The organism is Streptomyces sp. AcH 505, assembly GCF_000818175.1.
Classification (GTDB): domain Bacteria; phylum Actinomycetota; class Actinomycetes; order Streptomycetales; family Streptomycetaceae; genus Streptomyces.
Genome location: NZ_JTIY01000001.1, coordinates 5,638,680 through 5,642,797, shown reverse-complemented (window position 1 = coordinate 5,642,797; position 4,118 = coordinate 5,638,680). Strand labels below are relative to the sequence as shown.

General features: G+C 72.4%; 4 protein-coding genes. 2 read left to right on the top strand and 2 right to left on the bottom strand.

Going from position 1 to position 4,118, the window contains the following annotated elements; all coding sequences use genetic code 11:
* Positions 1–996: bile acid:sodium symporter family protein (locus HY68_RS25350; RefSeq protein ID WP_063779718.1), on the bottom strand; the 996-nt coding region annotated here is incomplete at its 3' end.
* A 116-nt stretch (positions 997–1,112) separates the two neighbouring features.
* Between HY68_RS25350 and HY68_RS25345 the strand changes: the two genes are divergently transcribed.
* Positions 1,113–1,988 (top strand): LysR substrate-binding domain-containing protein, encoded by an 876-nt coding sequence (locus tag HY68_RS25345; protein WP_198533339.1) that lies wholly within the window; start codon positions 1,113–1,115, stop codon positions 1,986–1,988.
* A gap of 49 nt (positions 1,989–2,037) precedes the next feature.
* Here HY68_RS25345 and HY68_RS25340 read toward each other — a convergent pair whose 3' ends face one another.
* Complete coding sequence (locus HY68_RS25340) at positions 2,038–3,027, bottom strand: Lrp/AsnC family transcriptional regulator (RefSeq protein ID WP_041992709.1); 990 nt, start codon at positions 3,025–3,027, stop codon at positions 2,038–2,040.
* Between the two features lie 116 nt (positions 3,028–3,143).
* On the opposite strand from HY68_RS25340, the gene HY68_RS25335 reads away from it, so the two are divergent.
* Positions 3,144–4,118: MFS transporter (locus HY68_RS25335; protein WP_041997110.1), on the top strand; the 975-nt coding region annotated here is incomplete at its 3' end.

Below are 4,118 nucleotides of genomic sequence, written 5' to 3'. Positions count from 1 at the left end.
GGGCGCGGCCTCGGCCGCTCGCGGCTGCGGGTCGCCCGCGCGGCGCTTCGCGATGACCGCGCACACCATCAGCTGCATCTGGTGGAAGAGCATCAGCGGCAGCACGGCGAGGCTCGCGTGCGCGCCGAACAGGACGCTCGCCATCGGCAGCCCGGCCGCCAGGCTCTTCTTCGACCCGGCGAACTGGATCGCGATCCGGTCGCCCCGTACGAAGCCGAGCCGCTTCGCCCCGTACCAGCTGACCGCCAGCATCGCGGCGAGCAGCACCGCCTCCACCGCCAGCAGCCCGGCGAGGCGCGCCACGGTCACCTGGTGCCAGATCCCGGCGACCATGCCCTCGCTGAACGCCGTGTAGACCACCAGCAGGATCGAGCCGCGGTCGACGAGGCTCAGCAGCTTCTTGTGCCGGGTCAGAAAGCCGCCGACCCAGCGGCGCAGCAACTGGCCCGCGACGAAGGGCAGCAGCAGCTGCGCGACGATCTTGAGCAGGGAGTCGGCCGAGAAGCCCACGGCGCCGCCGCCGATCAGCGAGGCGGCCAGCAGCGGGGTGACCACGATCCCCACGATGCTGGAGAACGATCCGGCGCAGATCGCGGCCGGTACGTTGCCGCGCGCGATGGACGTGAAGGCGATGGACGACTGGATGGTGGAGGGCACCAGGCACAGGAACAGCAGGCCGTCGTAGAGCTGGGGCGTCAGCACGAACGGCACGAGCCCCCTGGCGGCGAGGCCCAGCAGCGGGAAGAGCACGAACGTACAGCCGAGGACGGTGACATGCAGCCGCCAGTGCCGCAGCCCGTCGAGCGCCTCCTGCGTCGACAGTCGCGCTCCGTAAAGGAAGAACAGCAGCGCCACGGCGCCGGTCGAGGCCCCGCCCGCCACCTCGGCGGCCCCTCCGGAGGCCGGCAGCAGCGCCGCGAGGGCCACGGTCCCGACGAGCGCGAGGATGAACGGGTCGATCGGAAGCCAGGACGGGAGGGTGACGCGGCGGTTCATGTGCTCCACTCGGACTCGGTACGGGGCGTGCCGCCCCATCGTCCCGCTGATCAGGGCAATCGGGAATCCCGTACGCCGCTCTGACTGTGATCGCGATTCGCGATGGCCGGGTAATCTTGGGGTTTGTGTACGACCCAGGACAGCTGCGTACGTTTCTCACCGTGGCCCAGACGCTCAGTTTCACCCGGGCCGCCGGGCGGCTCGGAGTGCGCCAGTCGACCGTGAGCCAGCATGTGCGCAGGCTCGAACAGGCCGCCGGCCAACCGCTGTTCAGCCGCGACACACACAGTGTGCAGCTCACGGAGAGTGGCGAGGCGATGCTGGGCTTCGCCCGGACGATCCTGGCGGCCCACGAGCGCGCGTCGGCGTTCTTCGGCGGCACCCGGCTGCGCGGCAGGCTGCGGTTCGGGGTCTCCGAGGACTTCGTCCTCACCCGGCTCCCCGAGATCCTCCGGTCGTTCCGGCAGGAGCATCCGGAGGTCGATCTGGAGCTGACGGTCGAGCTGTCCGGCACGCTGCACGAACAGCTGGCGGCGGGGCTGCTCGATCTCGTCCTGGCCAAGCGGCGCGCCGGCGACATCCACGGCGAGCTGGTGTGGCGGTCGTCGCTGGCCTGGATCGGCGCGCCACGGCTGCGGGTCGATCCGGACCGTCCCGTGCCGCTGATCCTCTACCCGCCCCCGGCGATCACCCGGTCAAGGGCGTTGGACGCGCTCGGGGCGCAGGGCAGGGCCTGGCGGGTGGCGTGCACCAGCTCCAGCCTGAGCGGTCTGACGGCGGCGGCCCACGCCGGTCTCGGTGTGATGGCCCATACCCGGGGTCTGGTCCCGCAGGGCCTGGTGCCGGTGACGGCACGGGCCGGGCTGCCGGAGCTGGGCGAGGTGGACTTCGTTTTGGTGCACGGCCGCAGGCAGGCGGGCGCCCAGGAGGCGGCGGACGCGCTGGCCGACGCGATCCTGACGGGCGGCGACCGGCTGCAGCGCCCGGCCTAGGGACACGGCGCGGGGACGCGGCTCAGGGACGGCGGCTCAGGAACGCGGCTCAGGGACGGCGGCGCTCCTCGTAGGTGAGCTGTTTGACCGTACGCAGCACCGGCGCGCATTCCACGTGCTGGACGCCGTCGAGGCGGCCCACGCCCTCGCTGAGATAGCGGTAGACCGAGGCGGTGTCGCTGCACACGATCACCGCGACCAGATTGCAGTGGCCCGCCGTCGCCGAGGCGAACGCCACCTCGGGGTGGGTGGCGAGCGCGCGGCCGACGGAGTCGAGGGCGGCGGGCGCCGCGGTGATCCAGAGGATCGCTCTCAACTCGTACCCGAACACACCCTGGTTGAAGGTGACGTCGATGAAGAGCGCCCCCGAAGCCAGCAGTTGGTCGAGCCTGCGGCGTACCGCCGACTCGGAACGCCCGGTGGCCCGCTGGAGTTCGGCGAAGGTCGCCCGGCCGTCGCGTTCGAGCGCGGCGACCAGGGGTTCGTCCTCGGCGGTGAGGACGGCGGACGACCGCGGCTCGCGCGGTTCGTCGGGGACAGGACCGCGCAGCGCCGCCACCTGCTCGCCGGTCAGCGACCTGCTCTTCGCGAGCCAGCCCGAAGGGCCGCCGTAGAAGCGGTGCAGCAGCTGGTGGGCCCTGATCTCGGCGACGGCCGGGGTGCGCGGGAGCCGACCGAGCAGCAGCTCCTCCTGCTCGCCCTTGCTGCGCGCCCGGGTCGTGCAGACGACTTCGGTGCCGCCCGAAGTGAGCCCGATCCAGGCGGTGTCGGGCCGGCGGGCGAGCGCGCGGGCCAGCGGGTCGGCGGCGTCGGGGGTGCAGCGCAGCCGCAGCATCCAGCTGTCGTGGCCGAGCCGGGCGGCGTCGCGTACCCCGACGACCCGGACCCCCATGTCGGTGATCAGCCGCCGGTAGCGGCGGGCGACGGTCTGGTCGGAGACGCCGAGCACCTCGGCGATCCGGCTGAAGGGGGCGCGCGCGTCGGTCTCCAGCGCGTGCAACAGCTGCCAGTCGAGGCGGTCGTACAGGTCGCTTTCCATCGGCCGCTTCCCGGATCGTGTCGGATTCCGGCGCTTTCGATGTTCTGGCTGCCGGATATCGGGGTCGTTGCCTGATCGTACGGGAGGAAAGAGAACCGTTCGATGGGGAGAACATCATGCGTAAGTGGGGGCCGCTCGTCGCGGTCTGTCTGGGCACCTTCATGCTGCTGCTGGACGTGACCATCGTGATCGTGGCGCTGCCCGCCATGGCGGGCGGGCTCGACGCCTCGCTCAGCGAGCTCCAGTGGGTCATCGACATCTACGCGCTGGTGCTGGCCGCGCTGCTGCTGGGGGCCGGCGCCGCGGCCGACGTGCTGGGCAGGCGGCGGGTGTACGCGGTGGGCACCGGGCTTTTCGCGCTGGCCTCGCTGGGCAGCGGCCTCGCGCAGAACGCCGGGGAGCTGATCGCGCTGCGCGGATTGCAGGGCGTGGGCGCCGCCGCGATGTTCGCGACGACGCTGTCCATACTCGGCGCGGCCTACCAGGGCCGTGACCGGTCGTTCGCGCTGGGCATCTGGGGCGCGGTGAGCGGGGCGGCCGCCGCGCTCGGCCCGGTGCTCGGCGGGGTGCTGACCGAGGGGCTCGACTGGCGCTGGATCTTCTTCATCAACCTGCCGGTGAGCGTGCTGGCGATCTGGCTGACGCTGCGCGCCGTGCACGAGGGGCGCGGCGAGCAGGGCCGCCGGATCGACTGGGCGGGCACGGGCTGCTTCGCGCTGTTCGCGGGCGCCCTGACCTTCGCCGTGGTGCGGGCGGGCACCGAGGGCTGGACGTCGGCGCAGACGGGCGTCGCCCTCGCGGTGGCCGTCGTCGCGCTGGTCGCGTTCGTGGTGGTGGAGCGCCGGGTCGCGCAGCCGCTGCTGGATCTGTCGCTGTTCCGCGGTGCCTCGTTCGTCGCGGTGATGGTGGCGGCGCTGGCGTTCAACGCGGCGGCGTTCGGTGTGCTGCCGTACACGGAGATCTGGCTCCAGACGCTGCTCGGCATGAGCCCGGTCGAGGCGGGTCTGGCCCTGCTGCCGCTTGCGGTGCTGTCGTTCGTCGTCGCCGCCCTGACGGGCCGGCTGCTGCACGGGGTGCAGCCGCGGCTGCTG

Bases quoted from the DNA above. Each gene is read 5' to 3' on its own strand.
- HY68_RS25340 (WP_041992709.1), bottom strand. From the start codon at position 3,027: ATGGAAAGCGACCTGTACGACCGCCTCGACTGGCAGCTGTTGCACGCG.